The 17,743-nt window shown below is 61.1% G+C and carries 16 protein-coding genes; 15 read left to right on the plus strand and 1 reads right to left on the minus strand.

From position 1 onward, the window contains the following. Window positions 1-53 precede the first annotated feature (53 nt). The gene (locus ACIY1O_RS03550) at window positions 54-302 is read left to right on the plus strand and encodes a hypothetical protein (protein ID WP_397473700.1); all 249 of its coding nucleotides are present in this window, start codon (window positions 54-56) and stop codon (window positions 300-302) included. Between the two features lie 53 nt (window positions 303-355). On the opposite strand, the gene ACIY1O_RS03555 is transcribed toward ACIY1O_RS03550, so the two are convergent. Beyond that, the gene (locus tag ACIY1O_RS03555) at window positions 356-664 is read right to left on the minus strand and encodes a hypothetical protein (RefSeq protein ID WP_397473701.1); all 309 of its coding nucleotides are present in this window, start codon (window positions 662-664) and stop codon (window positions 356-358) included. Between the two features lie 473 nt (window positions 665-1,137). On the opposite strand from ACIY1O_RS03555, the gene ACIY1O_RS03560 reads away from it, so the two are divergent. The 14 genes from ACIY1O_RS03560 (at window position 1,138) to ACIY1O_RS03625 (ending at window position 17,740) form a co-directional block, all read left to right on the plus strand. Further along, the gene (locus tag ACIY1O_RS03560; protein WP_397473702.1) at window positions 1,138-1,683 is read left to right on the plus strand and encodes a transcriptional activator RfaH; all 546 of its coding nucleotides are present in this window, start codon (window positions 1,138-1,140) and stop codon (window positions 1,681-1,683) included. 170 nt (window positions 1,684-1,853) lie between these two features. Beyond that, the gene (locus ACIY1O_RS03565; RefSeq protein WP_397473703.1) at window positions 1,854-3,020 is read left to right on the plus strand and encodes a polysaccharide biosynthesis/export family protein; all 1,167 of its coding nucleotides are present in this window, start codon (window positions 1,854-1,856) and stop codon (window positions 3,018-3,020) included. Between the two features lies 1 nt (window position 3,021). Continuing rightward, window positions 3,022-3,465: a low molecular weight protein-tyrosine-phosphatase gene (locus ACIY1O_RS03570; protein ID WP_397473704.1), complete on the plus strand. Its 444-nt coding sequence runs from the start codon at window positions 3,022-3,024 to the stop codon at window positions 3,463-3,465. A 15-nt stretch (window positions 3,466-3,480) separates the two neighbouring features. Continuing rightward, the gene (locus ACIY1O_RS03575) at window positions 3,481-5,712 is read left to right on the plus strand and encodes a polysaccharide biosynthesis tyrosine autokinase (RefSeq protein ID WP_397473705.1); all 2,232 of its coding nucleotides are present in this window, start codon (window positions 3,481-3,483) and stop codon (window positions 5,710-5,712) included. Continuing rightward, window positions 5,712-7,184, plus strand: coding sequence for a lipopolysaccharide biosynthesis protein (locus ACIY1O_RS03580; RefSeq protein ID WP_397473706.1), 1,473 nt, complete (start codon window positions 5,712-5,714; stop codon window positions 7,182-7,184). Before ACIY1O_RS03575 ends, ACIY1O_RS03580 begins: the two co-directional genes overlap by 1 nt. A 34-nt stretch (window positions 7,185-7,218) precedes the next feature. Continuing rightward, window positions 7,219-8,415 (plus strand): polysaccharide pyruvyl transferase family protein, encoded by a 1,197-nt coding sequence (locus ACIY1O_RS03585; protein WP_397473707.1) that lies wholly within the window; start codon window positions 7,219-7,221, stop codon window positions 8,413-8,415. Continuing rightward, window positions 8,399-9,625 carry a glycosyltransferase gene (locus ACIY1O_RS03590; protein WP_397473708.1) on the plus strand — a complete coding sequence of 409 codons (1,227 nt, stop codon included), beginning with the start codon at window positions 8,399-8,401 and terminating at the stop codon, window positions 9,623-9,625. Before ACIY1O_RS03585 ends, ACIY1O_RS03590 begins: the two co-directional genes overlap by 17 nt. A gap of 18 nt (window positions 9,626-9,643) precedes the next feature. After that, the gene (gene asnB / locus ACIY1O_RS03595) at window positions 9,644-11,605 is read left to right on the plus strand and encodes an asparagine synthase (glutamine-hydrolyzing) (protein ID WP_397473709.1); all 1,962 of its coding nucleotides are present in this window, start codon (window positions 9,644-9,646) and stop codon (window positions 11,603-11,605) included. After that, a complete protein-coding gene (locus ACIY1O_RS03600) occupies window positions 11,602-12,786 on the plus strand; it encodes a glycosyltransferase family 4 protein (RefSeq protein WP_397473710.1) in 1,185 nt (394 codons plus the stop codon). Before asnB ends, ACIY1O_RS03600 begins: the two co-directional genes overlap by 4 nt. Further along, the gene (locus ACIY1O_RS03605) at window positions 12,777-14,153 is read left to right on the plus strand and encodes a phenylacetate--CoA ligase family protein (protein WP_397473711.1); all 1,377 of its coding nucleotides are present in this window, start codon (window positions 12,777-12,779) and stop codon (window positions 14,151-14,153) included. The genes ACIY1O_RS03600 and ACIY1O_RS03605 overlap by 10 nt, the downstream gene beginning before the upstream one ends. Window positions 14,154-14,155: 2 nt before the next feature. Then, on the plus strand, window positions 14,156-15,361 hold the full coding sequence (locus tag ACIY1O_RS03610; RefSeq protein WP_397473712.1) for a hypothetical protein: 1,206 nt from the start codon (window positions 14,156-14,158) through the stop codon (window positions 15,359-15,361). Further along, a complete protein-coding gene (locus ACIY1O_RS03615; RefSeq protein ID WP_397473713.1) occupies window positions 15,358-16,491 on the plus strand; it encodes a glycosyltransferase family 4 protein in 1,134 nt (377 codons plus the stop codon). Before ACIY1O_RS03610 ends, ACIY1O_RS03615 begins: the two co-directional genes overlap by 4 nt. Then, window positions 16,488-17,084, plus strand: coding sequence for a sugar transferase (locus ACIY1O_RS03620; protein ID WP_397473714.1), 597 nt, complete (start codon window positions 16,488-16,490; stop codon window positions 17,082-17,084). The genes ACIY1O_RS03615 and ACIY1O_RS03620 overlap by 4 nt, the downstream gene beginning before the upstream one ends. Then, the gene (locus ACIY1O_RS03625; RefSeq protein WP_397473715.1) at window positions 17,081-17,740 is read left to right on the plus strand and encodes an acetyltransferase; all 660 of its coding nucleotides are present in this window, start codon (window positions 17,081-17,083) and stop codon (window positions 17,738-17,740) included. The genes ACIY1O_RS03620 and ACIY1O_RS03625 overlap by 4 nt, the downstream gene beginning before the upstream one ends. Window positions 17,741-17,743 lie beyond the last annotated feature (3 nt).

Here is a 17,743-nt window from a genome sequence, read left to right on the forward strand (position 1 = left end):
CCGCAAGCTAAGATGGGGCACGGGTTCCGTTGCGGCAGCCCCAGGAGAAAACCATGGAAATGACACCCATCTACTCCCCTCGGTCAGACTCCGAGGCCTCGGTCCTAACCGCCATGATGCAGGCTTACGACATTGATTTCGTCATGCAGGGCGCGGCATTCAGCACAATGTATCCTGGCCCGGTCACAAGCGGCCTTAATGCACAGGTATTGATGGTTAGAGAAGACCAGGTCGAACTGGCGCGCCAGCTTCTTGCGACCTTTATAGAAGAATCAGAACAGTCCGACACCGACGAGAACTGACGTTTCCAAACCTGGGTACAGGGCACGGCGTGACACTGCAAGCGCCGCTGCGGTCAGATGGTGGCCAGCAAGACCACAAGAGCGCCGGCAACAATGCCGACACAGGCGAGCAGGTCGACCCCTTGCCTGAGATAGTCGTAGAACGCCTTGGCTGCTGCTGCGGCGACGGCCAAGGCCAGCACCAGGGATGCGCTCTCGGGCAAAAGGAACACCCCCAACGCGAGGCCGACCAGAAAATGTAGCGTGAAACGCATGACTCGCGCGCGCATGAATCCCCTGAACCCTGGGTAAGAAAAATAAAAAGACTTGGAGCTGATGAGCATGACCGGCCACTTGCCTTGAATGACTTTGCGGAACGCCACTACCAAAGCCTAGCGTGCGCAACAATACGCAACCAGCGGCCGCTAGCCGGCGTCCTTCTTTTAAAGACAACAACGCGACACGTTCTTGCCAGCGCGTGACATATCGTTGCTTTTGCAAAGAATACCATACGCCAAGTGTCACATGAAGCCTTCCTGGGGCCCGCCAGGATAGCTGGCGCGAAACGTCCTGAACCGCGTTCACCGCTGGCCGCATCGCTTTTCCGTCCTCTGACGAAAATGCCTGCACACCAGACCACGTCAGGTAACAAGCTCTTCTTCCACCGCTCTCATTCGTGTCATATAGACGGGAAGCATTTCCTCGGCCTTCTTAAGCTCGCGACAGCGAGCCACGCCCTTTTCCGTTGTAAAGGCACGCTGTTTGTTACAGGCAACTCAAATCGCGATGATAAATTGTTCCTTGCTCTACCGGTTCCCCGGGCAGAGCAGGCATACGCAAGGAGGACACAGTACCGATGGAGAGTCTAGATTCCGAATCTACAAAAGGGCTGCGGGCACACAATCACCCGCAGCCCTGGTTCGTGGCCTACACGAAGGCACGCCAAGAAAGCATCGCGCAGGCCAATGCCCGGCGACAAGGCTTTCAGACCTATCTGCCCATGTACCGGATAGTGAAGCGCGCCGGCCAGACGGCCGAGCACTGCGAACCCATGTTTCCCCGGTATCTGTTCGTACAGCCTTCTCGTCCCGGGCAGTCTGTTGCGCCACTGCGCTCTACACGGGGTATCCAATCGCTGGTGTCGTTCGGCGATGAGCTGGCGGCCATGCCGGACTCCAGCCTGGATTCCATTCGGCAATACGAAGACTGGCGTAATCGCGCCGAGCCACACATATTAGGCGCCATCCAGCCGGGCCGGCGGGTGCGGCTCAAAGACAACGGCCTGGAGGGCCTCGAGGGCCTGGTTCAGGACGTGTCATCTAAACGGGTTGTTGTATTGCTAGCGCTTCTGGGGCGCCGGCAATCGATCGCGGTCGAGCACCAGCAGGTGGAGATCGCCTGACCCCTGCGCCGCCAGGCGCGGCGCGCACAATCAGATTCGCCGCACGGGCGCGGCACGCTCTTCATGTTTGATGCCTTCAAGCAACAAACATTGCGGTAGCCATTGTCCAACGCTTTTGCGCCCCGGCCGCGCGCCGCTTCCATTTTTCCCATTCCTGTACTCATTTATTGATGACGACATCGAATTCCGAGAACGTATCACCTGCCGCGCCACGATCCATCGTGGCGGTCCTTGCTGTCGCGCTGTTGCTATCGGCCTGCGCCATGGCGCCCGGCATGCGCATGAGCCTCGACCAAGGCCAGGAAAACGCGGTGGCGGATACGGCCCCCGCCGGCGCGCTGACTCCCATCACCTCGGAAGTCATCCTTCGGCAACGCGAAGCTGCGACAGACGGAGTGGATGAAGAGGTCAAGGGCCTGTTCGGAACCGGCACGGCCTATCGCATCGGACGCAACGACATTGTCAACATCGTCGTGTGGGGCCACCCCGAACTGGGGCTGACCCCGGCCACTTCCAACCGCAGCATGGGGTCGACGACCCAGGCGGACGTGGGCAACGGCTACAACGTGAACCCGGACGGCACGATCCAGTTTCCCTTCATCGGTCCGATCAAGATCGCCGGCCTTACCGAAAACGAGGCGCGAGAGCTATTGACTCGTCGGCTGGCCAAATTCGTCCATGAGCCTCAGATCACGGTGCGCGTCCAGGCTTACCGCAATGGACGCGTTTATGTGGACGGAGAGGTCAGGGTACCGGGCTTGCAAACCCTGGACGACATCCCCATGACGCTGCCCGAGGCCATCAACCGGGCGGGCGGCTTCAGCCCCGAGGCTGACCGTTCATCACTGGAGCTGACCCGCGACGACCAGACCATTCAGATCAACATGCCCAAGCTGACCCGCCAGGGCGTCAACCCCAACCGGATTCTACTTGCCAACGGCGACCTGCTTCGCGTGCGCAACGAGGACGAGTCGCAGGTATTCGTCATGGGCGAAGTATGGACACCTCGTGCGCTGCCGCTGCATGACGGCCGCCTATCCCTCACTGAAGCGCTGGGCGAGGTGGGCGGACCCGATCCCTGGACATCGAATCCGGGCCAGATCTACGTGGTTCGCAAGTTGCCTCATGAACTGGGCGGGGAGAACGCCCTGCCGGAAATCTATCACCTGGACGCAAGCTCGCCGACAGCCTTCGTGCTGGCCAATGACTTCCAACTGCAACCAAGGGACGTCGTGTACGTAGACCCGGCGCCGGTTGTGCGGTGGAACCGCTTCGTGAGCAATCTGCTGCCCAGCTACAACTCGCTGTTCATCAATACCCGAAATTCTTACCGCTGACATGAATACCATCCTGCTCGTTTGCATTGGCAACATATGTCGCAGCCCGGTCGCCGCGGCGCTGCTCAAGCGCCACTTTCCTGATAAGGCCGTTCACTCGGCGGGTATCTCGGCCTTGGTTGGAAGGCCTGCACATGCCACGGCCCAGGAGATCGCACTGGCGCAGGGGCTGGACTTGTCGGGCCATCGCGCCCGGCAAGTCACCGAATCCATGTGTTCGGACGCCGATCTCATCCTGGTGATGGAAAGCCATCAGCAACGCGAACTTGCCACACGTTACCCTCTCGCGCGCGGAAAAATCCGCTGCTTGGGGGAGACGCAAGACGGCAAGCTCTTGGAAATAGCCGACCCGTACCGACGACCGCGTGAAGCCTTTGAGCAGGCTCACGCCGCTATCCAAAGCGGCATCGACAACTGGGTGCGGCGCATCCGCCGAATCGGATGACCAGCAAAGCTCCTTATGAATCCAACTAATAAAGACACACCGCCCAGCTTGTCCGAACAGCAGGACAGGGACGAAATGGACCTGATGGGACTGCTCGATGTCGTGATCGCTTCACGCTGGCTGATCGCGGGCATTACTGCGGCCACCCTGTTCTTCGGCATCTTGTATGCCTTCCTGGCAAGGCCGATCTATCAGGCCGACAGCCTTATCCAGGTCGAACAGAACGACACTGCGGCCAATAACGCACTAAGCGAAATGGCGGCTCTGTTCAACGTCCAATCGCCCGCCTCGGCTGAAATCGAAATACTCCGCTCTCGACTCGTGATCGGCCGGGCGGTGGATGATCTGAGGTTGCACCTGAACGCGCGCCCCGAGTACCTGCCGCTGGTGGGAAGATGGCTGGCTTCACGATCAGACAAGCTATCCGACCCTAGCCTGCCGGGCTTCAAAGGCTATGTCTGGGGCGCCGAGTCCATCCGCCTTGACCGCCTGGACCTGCCCGCGCATCTTGAAGGCGTCAGCCTGACTCTAATCGCCACACCGGATGGCTATGCCGTGCACGGACCCGAGGGCCGGGAGCTTGCCCGGGGTAAAGTTGGCGAGCTTGTTTCATTCGAGCTCGAAGGCGATGTTGGGCAAATACGCATCGCCGAATTGAAGGCGAGGCAAGGCGCCCGGTTTGTCGTCACACGCCAATCTCGCATCTCCATGATCAAGAGTTTGCAGGGTTCGCTGGAGATCAGCGAAAAAGGCAAGCAGTCGGGCGTGCTGTCAGCCGTCATAACCGGAACAGACCCCCAGCGCATTACGCGCATCCTCAATGCCATCGGCCAAGCCTACGTTGAACAGAATATTGAACGCAAGGCCGCGGAGGCCGAGAAGTCGCTGGCCTTCCTGGACGATTTCCTGCCGGAACTTAAATCCAAAATGGACGAGGCGGCAGACCGCTACACCGCTTTTCGTGATGAACACGGCACCTTCGATCTGGGAACCGAAGGATCGCTGTCCCTGAATACTTCGGTTGAGCTTCAGGCCCAGCTATTCTCCCTTGAGCAGAAGCGGCGCGAGCTGGCCGCCTTGTATACGGCCGAGCATCCGGAAATGCGCGTCGTGGATAGGCAGATTGCCGCCGTCCGGCAGGAAATCGAGGACGTCTCTGAAAAGATCAGTGCTCTGCCCAATCTCGAGCAGCAGTTGCTGACGCTCATGCAGGACGTCAAGGTCAACGGCGAGCTTTACGTCAATCTGCTCAACAGCGCGCAGCAACTGAGGCTGGTCAAGGAAGGCAAGATAGGCAACGTGCGGGTGGTCGACATCGCGGTCGCGCCCAGCCAGCCCATCAAGCCGAACAAGCCACTGATACTTTCTGTGGCCTTGCTGCTGGGCTTGATGCTGGGCGTCGGGGCGGCCTTCCTGCGCAACATGATGCGCCCGGGCATCAAGGACCCCGCGGACATAGAGTCTGCTCTGGGCTTGCACGTCTTCGCAACCGTGCCACACACGGCACGGCAGACCGAGCTGCACCGCATGATCGACGAGCGCCGGAAAGGCACTCATGTATTGGCGGCCACCACGCCCGGCGACCCGGCCATTGAAAGCTTGCGCAGCCTTCGCACAGCCTTGCAGTTCGCCCTGCTGGACGCGCCCAACAACATCGTGCTGTTCAGTGGCCCGACCCCAAGCATAGGCAAGTCGTTCACCAGTGTGAACTTCGCCGTCGTCCTTGGCGCCGCCGGCAAACGCGTGCTGCTGGTGGACGCCGACCTGCGCAAGGGCTATGTGCACCAGTACTTCGGACAGGAACGCGCCAACGGCTTGAGCGAGCTGATCAGCGGAGCGATTACGGTCGAGCAAGCCATCCGCCCCAACGTGCTTCCGAACGTGGACCTGATCGCTACGGGCGTGCTGCCGCCCAACCCGGCAGAGCTGCTGCTTTCGCCCTTGGCGCCGGATACGTTGGAAACTTTGGCGCGTCGCTACGACGTCGTGCTGCTGGATACCACGCCGATACTGGCGGTCTCGGACGCCATGGCCCTGGCATCCCACGCCGGCGCGGTATTTCTTCTGGCCCGGGCCGAGGTCACCACCCTGGGCGAGCTGGAGGAATCCGCAAAGCGGTTGCGCCAGTCGGGAGCGCGCATCAATGGTGTCATCTTCAACGACCTGTCCGCTGCAAGCCGCCGCTATGGCGGCAAGTACGGCAGCTACCGATACACCCAGTACGAATATGGCTCGCGGGCAAAGTAATGAACGGCTTGGGCAAGCGAATCGGCCACGGCATTGCATGGAACCTGGCCAATATGATCGTGAGCCGCGGCGCGTCGGTGGTCTTCACCTTGTTCCTGGCGCGCTTCCTGGCCCCGGAAGCGTTTGGCCTGATGGCCATGATCGCCATTTGCTACGCCCTGGCCGACGTGCTGATGACGTCAGGGTTCGGCCAGGCAATCATCAGGCAAAAAGACGTTGCCGCCGTCGACCTGTCTACCGCTTTTGTGACGAATCTTGCGTTCAGCGTAGTTATCTATATTGCCCTGTTTGCCATTGCGCCGTGGGTGGCTGCTTTCTACGAGCAGCCACAATTGATCGCGCTGATCCGCGTCATGGGCCTGGTGCTGTTCATCAATGCCTTCAAGGTAGTGCAGTTGTCGCTGATGAACCGGGCCATGGACTTCAAGTCGCTGATGCGCATCAATTCCAGCGCGACCCTCATTGCGGGCACGCTGGCGGTGCTCATGGCCTATGCAGGCATGGGCGTATGGAGCCTGGTCGCGCAATTCATGGCTTCGGCCGCAGTATCCACTGCTTTGTTATGGCTATCGTCAACACAGCGTCCGGGCCTGGGCTTCAGCATGCAGTCGTTTCGGCGGATGTTCGGATTCGGTTCGAAGCTGACCATAGAAAGCACATTGAATGTGTTGTACGAGAACTCGTACGTGCTGGTGATCGGCCGCGTTTTCAGCGCCGAGGCCACCGGCCTGTATTACTTCGCGAAACGAATACGCGACCTTGTTGTCGATCAGCTCAATTCCGCCGTCCAGCAAGCCACCTACCCCGCAATGGCGCAACTGCAGGACGAAACGGAAGGGCTGCTTCGAATGTACCGCATCATCCTGCAATTGCTGTTCTACATCACCGCACCGGCCCTGCTTTTGGCGGCCCTGCTGGCGCGGCCTTTATTCGAACTGGCCTTCGATGCCGGCTGGGCGCCTGCCGTGCCTTACCTGCAATTGCTGTGTCTGGCCGGGATTCTGCTGCCGATTCATACGGTGAACTTCAACATGCTGAAAGTCAAGGGCAGGACGGATCTTGCGCTGTACGCCGGCCTTGTCAAGAAAGCCATCCACCTGCTACTGCTGGCGGCGTCGATTCCCTTCGGGCTGACCGGCATCGTAGCCGGCCAGATCATCGCCGCGGTGTTGTCGAGCGTGTACTACATGCATTGTGGTTCCAGGCTGATCGGCTACACCTGGGCGGCCCAATTACGCGACATCGCAGAGCCCGTGGCAGCAGCAACACTTGCCACCCTGATCACGGCATGGCTTCTGGACGCGGCCTCCATGCCGCCGGGGTGGCACGCGCTGGTTGGCAGTGTGTGCTTTGCCCTGATCTACTTGGCGGCCAGCCACGGCGGCCGGGTGGCCGGCTACCAGTTCCTGCGCGAGAAGCTTCGCGCCTGGCGCCAAGACACAACGAACAAGCTGGCGGAAACCCGGCCATGAACGGCTGCCAGCCCGTCCCAACCAAGGCGACTCAATGAAGCAGACTCTGTTCATCGGCGAATACTCGTCCAGAAATGTGGGCGACGGCATCATCAAGATGGCGATGGAAAAGCTGTGCCGGCAATACCATCTTCCGGCGGCCTTTCGGGATTTCACCGGCGGCGCTACCAAAGTGGCGGCCGAGCCCTCCTTGAGCGGCATCGCGCCCGCGAACGACAGGCCGCCCGCACAGTCGATTCCCCACCGGATCAAGTCAGCCCTACTGCGGTTGAGCGTCGTCAACTATGCCGTGGCGGTGCTGTTCTACTTCACCCGCTATCGCAGAATCGCCGCGAACTACCGGGTGGAAGAGTACCGGCAGGTGGTGATAGGAGGGGGCAATCTGCTTATGGACAACTTCCTCAATTTCCCCCTATTGATACTGTGCATCGTGCGGCAATGCGAGAGGCGCCGCGTGCCGGTCAAGCTTTTTTCGGTGGGCGCGGGCAAAAGCTACAGCTGGGTTGGAAGACAAATCATGGCGCGCATCGTGCAATCAGACAGTGTGGAGTCAATCGTTTGTCGTGACGGCAATACCTATTCGCTCATAAAGGAAATCGGTGAGGAAGAGGTCGATCAAAAGATCATATGCGGCTTCGACAGCGGCCTGTACCTGGATCGTTGTGATGCATTGGTGCGGCGCACTGAGACCGTGGGCCTGGGTGTCATCGCACCGACGGTGCTCAAGACGGTAACGCCGGATCATCCCATGAGCGACACACGCCAAGCCGTCCAGTGGTGGGACGCGCTTATCGAAGAATTGGCCCGAGAGGTTGGGGCCGAACGCATCGAAATCTTCTCCAACGGCTCGGCGGTCGACAACGCCTTTGCGCGCTTTTTGTGGCTGGAGTTGTCTCCCAAGTATCCCGGGTTGTCCGTTTTCACTTCCGTACGTTCATCGTCCGACTTGATCCAACGCATCGGAAGCTACCAGGCCCTGGCAGCCTACCGCATGCACGCGGCGGTTACCGCCATGGCGCTGGACGTGCCGGTGGTGGGCTTCGAGTGGGATCCGAAGGTGCTGCAAATGTTCACATACTGCGGCAAACGACACGCCTGCATCGCAGCGGTCGACTTCCACGCCTATTTGCCCCAAGACATCGTCGCCACCTTGCTGGAAGAAACGCCGGCCAGGCTGGAGCCCATACGCCGCGTGCTTGAACGGGATTTTCGCCATGCCACCAATGTCTGAACCATCGGCTTCCACACAAACCGTGAGCGGCAACGCCAACATCCTGGGCGCGACCGAAAACATGACGTCGCCTCTTTGCCCCGCCACGGTCGGCTCTGCAGCCGGGCGTCTGGCGCTTTTCATCCCCTCGCTTCACGGGGGCGGGGCCGAACGCGTCATGGTCTCTTTGGCCAACGGCCTGTCGGCCAAGGGGCTGGATGTCGACTTGGTTCTCGCGCGAGAAGCCGGGGTCTATCTAACCGATGTGTCTCGCAAGGTGCGCATCGTCAACCTGGACGTGCGCCGCACACTGCAGGCGCTGTGGCCGCTTGCGCGTTACCTTCGCTATGAGCGCCCCGCCACGCTGATCTCGGCCATGAACTACGTCAACATCATCGCCTCGTGGGCGCGGCGCCTATCGGGCGTACCCTGCCATTTGGTGCTGACTGAGCACGCCAACCTGAGCCACCTTCTAGCCGATTCGCGCCCGAAACTAGCTTGGTGCCTTCCCAGGCTGATGCGCGGCGCGTATGCCAAGGCCGATGCCATCGTGGCCGTCTCGGACGGCGTCGCCCATGACCTTGCGGCAATACTGCACTGCAATCCCAGGCACATCCACACCCGTCATAACCCCATCGAAACCACTGCTCTGGCGATAAAAAGCCAGGAAGGTCTTGATCATCCCTGGTTTGAGCCAAACCAGCCTCCAGTGGTGATCGCCGCCGGGCGCCTAAGCCCGGAAAAAGACTACCCCACCCTCATCCGCGCGTTCGCCATATTGCATCGGAAGCAAGCGGTGCGACTGGTCATCCTCGGCGAGGGAGATCAGCGTGCAGCCTTGCAGACGCTGATCGACGAGCTGGACTGCAGCCCGGACGTTTTGCTGGCGGGTTTCCAGGCCAATCCCTACAAGTGGATGAGCCGCGCGGCGGCCTTTGTGTTGTGCTCCCGCTGGGAGGGCTTCGGCAACGTGCTCGTCGAGGCCATGGCCTGCGGCACTCCGGTGGTCAGCACCGCCTGCCCCAGCGGCCCGGAGGAAATACTGGCCGGCGGGCGTTGGGGCAGGCTCGTCGACGTTGGCGATGCAGAAGGCCTGGCGGCCGCCATCGAGCAAACATTGCTGGACGAGTCTCCTCCCGATGTGCGTCGGCGCGCCCAGGACTTCAATGTGGAGCGCACTGTCGATGCCTACCTGCCCCTTCTGCTTCCGCGGGCCGCAACGCCCCGCTGACACTCGACAAGGAACACCATGTGCGGCCTGACCGGCTTTCATTCTCAAACACGAACTGACTCATTGAGCAGCACCGCCATGCGCATGGCCCAAGCGCTGACCCATCGGGGGCCGGATGACTCAGGCATCTGGACCGACCCGCATTGCGGCTTGGCCCTGGCCCATCGCCGGCTTTCTGTGCTGGAGCTTTCCCAGGCGGGACACCAACCCATGATTTCACATGAAGAACGCCACGTCGTCGTCTTCAATGGCGAGATCTACAACCACCTCCAACTTCGCGACCGTCTCGAAAAAGAGAATCGCGCTCCCAATTGGCGTGGCCATTCGGACACCGAGACCCTACTGGCCTGCGCCGGCGCATGGAGCCTGGAGGAAATGCTCAAATCCCTGACCGGCATGTTCGCTTTCGCTTTATGGGACCGCAAAAACAAGGAGCTTGTGCTGGCCCGCGACCGGATGGGCGAAAAACCCTTGTATTGGACATGGGCAGGAGACACCCTGATTTTCGGTTCGGAGCTCAAGGCGTTGCAACTGCATCCTGCCTTCAAGGCCGACGTAAGCCGTCCCGCCCTGGCCTCATTCATGCGTCACGGATATATTGCCGCACCCCACAGCATCTATGAAGGAGTGTATAAGCTTGCACCCGGCCATTCGCTGGTGCTGCCTCTTTCGCGGCCCGAAGCGGCCCGCACGGCACGTCCCCGCTCATATTGGTCGGTTGCCGAGACGGCGGCGGCAGGGCTGGCAAACCCGTTGGATGGGACACCCGACGACGCCGTAGACGCACTGGAGGCGGAGCTGTCCCGCGCAATTGGAGGGCAGATGCTTTCCGATGTGCCATTGGGCGCATTCTTGAGCGGCGGCATCGACAGCAGCCTGGTCGTCGCGCTGATGCAAGCGCGGGCCTCGCGCCCCGTTCGCACCTTTACCATCGGCTTTGACGACACACGCTACGACGAAGCACCTCACGCGGCGACCATTGCCGCGCATCTTGGCACGGACCACACCGAGCTTTATGTCCGCCCGGAAGATGCGCTGGCGGTTATCCCGACCCTTTCCGCTGTCTACGACGAACCCTTTGCAGACAGTTCGCAAATACCCACCCTGCTCATCAGCCGGCTTACCCGCCAACACGTAACAGTAGCGCTTAGCGGCGACGGAGGCGATGAACTATTCGGCGGCTACAACACATTCAAGTTTGCGCCCGGGCTGTGGCGCCGTATCCAGCGTATTCCCGCGCCATTGCGCGGGATCGGCGCCTCGCTGCTGACCCGCGTGCCGCCCTCGGGTTGGGACGCCACACTGGGACGCCTGCGTGGCGCGGCGCTTGGCGGGCGGGGCCGAAACATCGACGGCGACAAGCTGCACAAGCTATCCAGCCTGTTGTCATCATCCCATGATCGCGAATTCTATCGCCGATTAAGCAGCCACTGGGTGCAGCCCGAAGAACTGGTACGCGATGCGACCGAAGCATCCACGCCCTTGATGGATTCGTCTTTCCTTGCGCAAGCAGACTGCTTTGAGCACTACATGATGGCCGCCAGCACCAACATGTACATGCCGGACGACATTTTGGTCAAGGTCGACCGCGCCGCCATGGCGCACAGCCTTGAAGTGCGCGTTCCCATGCTCGACCACCGTGTCGTAGAGCTGGCATGGCGCATGCCTCTGACATGGAAAATTCGCGAAAATGAAGGCAAATGGCCGTTGCGGCAGTTACTTTACAAGCACGTTCCCAGATCACTTATCGAACGACCCAAGAAGGGTTTTTCCATTCCATTGGCGGACTGGCTGCGCGGCCCCTTGCGCGATTGGGCCGAGGCCTTGATAGAACCCGGCCGGCTTGCCAGCGAAGGCTATCTGCATTCGGCCCCGATCCAACGCGCCTGGCGCCAACATCAGGAAGGCGAGCAAGACCACTCGAGCCGCCTGTGGTGCGTGTTGATGTTTCAGTCGTGGTTGCGGGAGCAGCGTGCATGACGGCATCTGTAAAGCCCATTCGCATCACGCATGTGATAGTGGGATTGGATGTGGGCGGGGCGGAGCGCTTCCTGCACCGCCTTATCCAGGCCCATCTGAACGAGCCGCTATTTGAGCATCGGGTTATTTCACTTACAAGCAAAGGCGTGCTTGGTCCGCGCCTGGAGGAAGCCGGGGTCCCCGTTGAGTGCCTGGGAATGCAGTCGCTGAGAGATGCCCCGCGCACCTATGCCCGGCTGGTACGGCGGATACGCACCAACCGACCCGACATACTGCAATGCTGGATGTACTACGCCGATCTCCTGGGCGGACTGGCAGCACGCCGGCTCGGCATCCGCCATGTGCTGTGGGGTATACGAAATTCGCACTTCGAATCAGGTGGCACACGCCTGAAAAAGGCGGTGCGCAGCGCATGCGCCATCGCCTCACGCCACCTGCCCTGGCGCATCGTTTGCGTGGCCGACGCCGCCCTCGAGGTGCACGCACAAGCCGGCTATGACCGCTCACGGATGGAGGTCATCCACAACGGCTATGACCCGGAAGCCTTCGCATACTCAATCGAGGGCCGCCAAGCATTGCGCAAGGAATTGGGAATTACACCGGACGAGGTCGTTATCGGCTCGGTGGGTCGTTACAGCGCCGCAAAGAACCATCACGGCTTCGTCGAAGCGGCCATCGAGGCAATGCAGCATCGGCCCGACTTGCGCTTCCTGATGGTGGGAAGGGAAGTGAATGATCAAAACAAAACACTTCTACGGCAAATTTCGACCGGCGGAAACCCAGAGCGCTTCTTCCTGCTGGGCGAGCGCTCGGACGTTACTGCCTGCCTAAGCGCCATGGACGTGTTCTGCCTGCACTCGCACACCGAGGGTTTTCCAAACGTGTTGGGTGAAGCCATGTGCGTGGGGCTGCCCAGCATCGCCACCGACGTGGGCGATGCGGGCCGGTTACTGGGCGACACCGGGCAGCTCATACCCGGCAACGACACGGCAGCCCTGGCACGCGCCATGGTCAACATGGCGAAGCTGGAAAAAGCAGACAGGACGGAACTGGGCGCCAGGGCCAGGCAACGCATTGCTGGAAATTTCACGCTCGCCCATGCGGTGAAACGGTTTGAGGCCCTCTACGAGGACGCCGTGCCGGCGCCGATTCGACACAAAGGAAACCCTGCATGGCATTGAAAGAACTGATCTTGAAATACGCGCCGGCCTCGGTTCAGGATGCCGGCATCAGCCTTTACAACACCCATCTCTACCGCCAAAGACATCGCGGTAGATACCGCGAGTACCAGCGCTATTACCGCGAATACGAACAGGCGGAGCCACAAGAGGTGGCGCGCGAAGCCGCCCGCCGTCAAGCACTGTTTCTGCAATGGGCAACTGAAAAATCGCCTTGGTACGCCCGGCATCGCGGCAAGGCGCTGCACCAGTTTCCCATTCTCGAAAAAGAAGATCTGCTGGCGAACATGGAGCAGATACGAACACTGGACGAAAGCCAGGGCATCGTAAGCCTCACCGGCGGAACCACCGGTGCGTCGATGAAGGTGATCTACCATCCGGAAGACATGCAGGAACGCTTCGCGCTCAAGGATCACTTTCGGGCGCGCTACGGGTACAAGCTGGGCCGCAAGGTGGCGTGGTTCAGCGGCAAGAGCCTGCTGCGCCCGTCCGACCTGGAAAGCGGCCGCGTCTGGCGCGACGACCACCTCAACAAGATCCGCTTCTTTTCAACCTTCCACATCGGCACGCAGTACTTCGACGCGTACTGGCGGGCGTTGCAGGCTTTCCAACCCGACTACATCGTTGGCTTCCCTTCCAGCGTGCTGGATCTTTGCACCTTGGCCCAGGAGCGCGGGCTACGCTACGACGGCAAGGTCGACACGTTTTTTCCTACCGCTGAAACCGTGCTGCCGGTTCACCGTGAGCTGATACCGGATACCCTGGGCTGCCGCGTGGTCGACCAGTATGCGGCTTCGGAAGGCGCGCCCTTCATCCTGCAATGCCCCGAAGGGTCGCTGCACATCCATCCCCTTACGGGTGTCTTCGAAGTCGTCGACGAAGCCATGCGGCCCGCACGCGAGGGGGAAATCCTGGTTACGCCGTTCACCACGCGAGGCACGCCGTTGATCCGCTACCGCATCGGCGATCGGATCAGCCTGGCGCCAGAGGATCACCGCTGCGCATGCGGCTCATGCTTTCCCGTGGTGCAACACATCGACGGCCGCAGCGCCGACTTCATCTGGTCGCCCGAAAACGGCAAGGTGAATCTGGGCAACATCAGCAATTGCACCAAAGATGCCCGGGGCATCATCTGCTTCCAGGTCGTGCAAGACGCTCCTGACACGGTCGACGTCACGGTAGTAGGCAATGAACGCTTCACGTCCGAACAACGCGCCCGCTTCCTGAACGCCTTGACCGAGCGCCTGGGCAGCGCGATGCGCATCAGGCTGGATCAGGTGGACGAGATTCCGCGTGAGGCCAGCGGGAAGTTCCGCATCGTCAAAAACCGCCTTTCCCCGGACGCCATGCGTCCTGCCCGGCGAGTCTGAACATGGAACTGATCGGATTGCCACTGCAACTGGCTAGCGCCGTACTCGTATGCCTGGCGGGACTTTTGGCGGCGCTGAAGGCCGGGCGCATGCTGGGCGTGCGCCATGGCCGCGCAGCACTGCTTTACGCATGGCATACCCTGCTCTGCCTGGCGTACGCCGCATATGCCATCGAGAATGGCGCCGACGCTCTGGTCTACTACATGAAGGCGCAGCAAGGCGAGTTCATGGCGCCTTTTGGCACCGGAGCGGTGGTCAACATCGCCACCCTGTTCGTAACCGGGCTGGATCTGTCCTTCCTGGGCGCGTGCCTGCTTTTCAATATCTTCGGCAGCATCGGCCTGATCGCGTTCGACGCCTGCCTGCAAGCTGCGACCGCAGACAAGTCCAGGCTGCTGCGTCGCTTTGCCACGCTGATCGTACTGCTTCCATCCATTAGTTTCTGGTCATCGGCGTTGGGCAAAGACTCGCTGGCGTTCATGGCAGCCGCTCTGACACTGTTCGCGGCCCTCGATGTGCGCCGGCGCTACGTACTGCTCGCCGTGGCCATCTTCATCATGGCCCTGGTCAGGCCCCACATTGCGGGCGTCATGGTCATTGCGCTGACCGGTTCGCTCGTGCTTCAACGCCGGCTGCCCCTGGGGCAGCGGCTTTTCCTGGGTACGGCGGCGCTTGCCGCCACCGCCGTCATGGTGCCATTCGCCCTTGGCTATGCGGGGCTGGGCGAAGCGTCCGGCACGGACGACATCATGAGCTACGTCGAAGAGCGGCAATCGGTCAACACGCAAGGAGGCAGCAGCGTGGACATCGCCTCGATGAGCTTGCCCATGCAGCTGTTCAGTTATCTGTTCCGGCCCATGCCCTACGAAGCGGGCAGCATATTCGCGCTGGCGGCCTCTGTCGACAACCTGGCGCTGATCTTCCTGGTCTTCGCGGGCGGCGCCCAGGCTCTTCGCCGGCGCCGATACAAACTGGCGGGCAATCGGGCCTTCATGTGGTTCTACTGCATGCTGACGTGGCTGATCCTGGCCCTTACCACGGCCAATCTTGGCATCGCTGTGCGACAGAAATGGATGTTCGCCCCCATGCTGATCTACCTGTTCATCTCGCTGATGGGACGTTCGCGCCAACGCTCGGCCCGCCATCGAATGGCTGTTCGAAATACTTATGCGCCGGCCGACTACGGCCCCGGCGCCCTCAAACCATGAAATTCTTGCTGATTGCTGGCTTTGCCGATTCAATCTTGCAGTTTCGTGGTGCGCTGCTGGACGCCCTGCGGTCCCAAGGCCTGGACGTCCACGTCGCCGCGCCAAACCTGCCACCCCGCTCGCCCGCAAGGCGCGAACTGGAAGCCCGCGGCTTCACAGCCCACGACATACCCCTGCGGCGTACGGGCATGAATCCTGCTGCCGACCTGAAGACCCTGTTCGCCCTATGGCGCCTGATGCGTCGTGTGCGGCCGCACTACACCCTGGGATACACCATCAAACCCGTCATCTATGGAACCTTGGCTGCTTGGCTGGCTCGCGTTCCACGCCGTTACGCACTGATTACGGGCTTGGGCTACACCTTCCAGGGCGACGGGAAGTCAGACCGCAAGCTGCTGCGCTCGCTCGCCCAAGGCCTATATCGCCTGGGACTCAAGAAAGCCCATGCGGCTTTCTTCCAGAATCCGGATGACAAAGCCTTGTTCTGTTCCTTGAGCATTATTTCCAATGGGCAAGACGCGCATGTGGTGAACGGCTCCGGAGTGGATCTGGATCAGTATCAGGTGGCGCCTTTGCCGGCCGCGACGCACTTCTTGCTGATTGCCCGGCTGTTGGGCGACAAGGGCGTGCGCGAATATGCAGCCGCTGCGGCGCGCATGCGCTCTACTTATCCCGAGTGCGTTTTCAGCCTCGCGGGATGGATAGACGACAGCCCTGATGCCATCCACGAGAAAGAGCTTCAGGATTGGACATCATCCGGCGCCATCCATTATTTGGGGCGTCTGCAAGACGTGCGCCCGGCCGTAGCCGCCAGCAGCGTTTATGTCCTTCCTTCTTACCGCGAAGGCACTCCACGCACCGTGCTCGAGGCCATGGCCATGGGCCGCGCCGTCATCACCACCGACGCACCCGGTTGTCGGCAAACCGTGGAAGAAGGCGGCAACGGCCATCTTGTGCCGCCCCGCTCCGTGGACGCCTTGGTACAAGCCATGGAAGCGCTACACAGTTCGCCGAGCCGGATCGCGGCCATGGGCAAGCGCTCACGCGCCATCGCCGAGCAGAAATTCGACGTGCACAAAGTCAATGCATACATGCTAAGCAAGATGAACATAGGCAGACAGAACTCATGATCAAAAGACTGTTCGACATCGTGGTCTCGGCCTTGGCCTTGGTGTTGCTGGCACCGGTGCTCGCGGGCGTGGCGTTGCTGGTGGCCGTAAAGCTGGGGCGCCCCGTTTTGTTCCGGCAACAGCGGCCCGGGTTGAATGAAGAGCCCTTCACCTTGATCAAGTTCCGCACGATGCTGGATATTCAAGACGCCTCAGGACGACCGCTGTCGGACGCCGACCGCCTTACTCCCTTCGGACAAAAGCTTCGCTCTACCAGCCTGGACGAATTGCCGGAACTCTGGAACGTGTTGAAGGGGAACATGAGCCTGATCGGCCCCCGCCCCCTGCTAATGGAATACCTGCCGCACTACAACGCCAGGCAGCGTCGCCGGCACGAGGTGCGCCCCGGCCTTACAGGCTGGGCTCAAGTCCATGGCCGCAACAACGTCGACTGGAGCGAACGATTCGAGCTGGACATCTGGTATGTGGACCACCGCAGCTTCCGGCTCGACCTGAAGATATTGGTGATGACGCTGCGGCTGGTCCTGAGTCGGCGCGGCGTTGCCGCGCAGGGCGAGGCGACCATGCGTAAATTCATGGGAGACAAACAATGAAGCGGTTAGCGATTGTGGGCGCCGGCGGCCATGGCCGCGTCATTGCCGACGCGGCACAATGCAGCGGCTGGACCAGCACGGAATTCTACGACGACGCCTGGCCACGCACCGCGATTCATAACGGCCCGTGGCAAATCCGTGGCGACGTGGCGCTCTTGCTCGAACGGCTGCACGAGTACGACGGCGTCATCGTCGGCATCGGCGACAACCAGGTCCGCGCAAACGTGCAGAAGAAACTGTTGGCGGCCGGAGCTCCGATGACTTGCGTGCTGCATCCGGCCTCCATCATCAGCCGCCACGCACAGCTTGGAGCCGGCTGCGTGGTGTTCGCGCGCGCCGTCGTCAATGCCGGCGCGCACGTGGGCGCCGGCGTCATCCTGAATACCGGCTGCATCATAGAGCACGACTGCGTACTGGAAGACTACGTACACATCGGACCGAATGCGGGCCTGGGCGGCGGAGCGCGTATCGGCCGGCAAAGCTGGGTAGGCCTGGGCGCCAATGTCAATCACCTGATCCGCATAGGTTGCGAAAGCACCGTAGGCAGCGGCGCGACCGTCGTGCGTGACGTGGCCGACGGCATGATTGCCGTCGGAACGCCGGCGCGCGCTCGACCGGCCCACGCGCAAGCGCCGGACCTGCCATCGATACCCTGAACA

Source organism: Pusillimonas sp. (genome assembly GCF_044464525.1).
Lineage (GTDB): Bacteria > Pseudomonadota > Gammaproteobacteria > Burkholderiales > Burkholderiaceae_B > Pusillimonas.